We start from the raw sequence: 1,037 nt of genomic DNA on the forward strand, positions 1-1,037 counted from the left end.
TCCAGCCAATCAGCTGCATAATAAAAACTTTAACTTTTGGGGATAAACACACTTACTTACACGGTTTAGTTTACACTTCCCTTATAAGAGTTATATCTCTTCCCTAGGTAAAAAGCTATCTATTCGGCACTCCGTCACTAATAAAACGACCCTCAAAAGAGAAATATAAATTCTCTTCTGAGGGTTAATCCAATATTACTTTAATCCTATTCTTACCTCACCATCATGAAATATCTCTATAACATATCCTGAAGATGGTGAAAATAACCATGTATCAAAACTTACAGCAGTAACATCATCTATAACTTCAAATACTTTATCTAAATTAGATTGAATAATAGGTAAGGTTCCTTCGTCCCAAATTACATAAATAACATTACTATATTCATTAATGTTTTGATTTAAAAAGGAAATTATCTCATCAACTGTATTCACCTCAGTGTGATTAGATACTTTATCCCATTCAATTCGCCCCCACTTAGTAAATGGAAATGAACTTTCAAAATCGTTTAATATTTGCTCTCTCTGACTATCAGAAAAAACATGTACATTCTCACCTAGTACTTCAATACACTCATCAAATAGACTCATTTAAACTCCCCTTTTTTATTCAAATGTTTTAATAGAGATTTAAAGGTACTTTCGTTGCCCTCAAATGGAATTACGATTTTCCGAGCATTAGCTCCTTTGCCATTACGAAAATCTTCAATATTTATATGCATTCCTTTTTCTGGGTCGTAGTCTAATCTCCATCTTACTTTTCCGTCAGCAGACTGCCTACCAACCACTTTACCATATCCAGCACTTGACTTAAGTGTTCCAGTATAGGGCTTTGAATTCGGTCCTAAATCCCCAATCAAGTCTAGTGCTTTATTTCTAGCTTGTTCATAAGTCTTGACTTTACCTAATATCTGCTCCCCTTTTCCTATACCCTTAGCTTGTTTTCCAGCTTTGGTTCCTGCTCTAACTGGACTGGCAGTTTTCTTGGCTGTTGTCTTCGCTTTGGCCTTCTTTGTTGTTTTCTTTTGGCTGCTTGC

1 protein-coding gene and 1 pseudogene are annotated in these 1,037 nt (G+C 35.0%); both read right to left on the bottom strand.

The window, feature by feature from the left end; all coding sequences use genetic code 11:
- Nucleotides 1–195 precede the first annotated feature (195 nt).
- Nucleotides 196–591, bottom strand: coding sequence for a CDI toxin immunity protein (locus H9631_RS22125; protein WP_191816620.1), 396 nt, complete (start codon nucleotides 589–591; stop codon nucleotides 196–198).
- Nucleotides 588–1,037 (bottom strand): annotated as a pseudogene (locus H9631_RS22130) (hypothetical protein); the annotation flags it as partial. The gene H9631_RS22125 and the pseudogene H9631_RS22130, both read right to left, overlap by 4 nt.

It is taken from the genome of Bacillus norwichensis (genome assembly GCF_014836955.1).
GTDB lineage: Bacteria > Bacillota > Bacilli > Bacillales > Bacillaceae_C > Siminovitchia > Siminovitchia norwichensis.

What these genes read in the sequence shown, in the direction of transcription:
- H9631_RS22125 (WP_191816620.1), bottom strand. Translation starts at nt 591, where the DNA reads ATGAGTCTATTTGATGAGTGTATTGAAGTACTAGGTGAGAATGTACAT.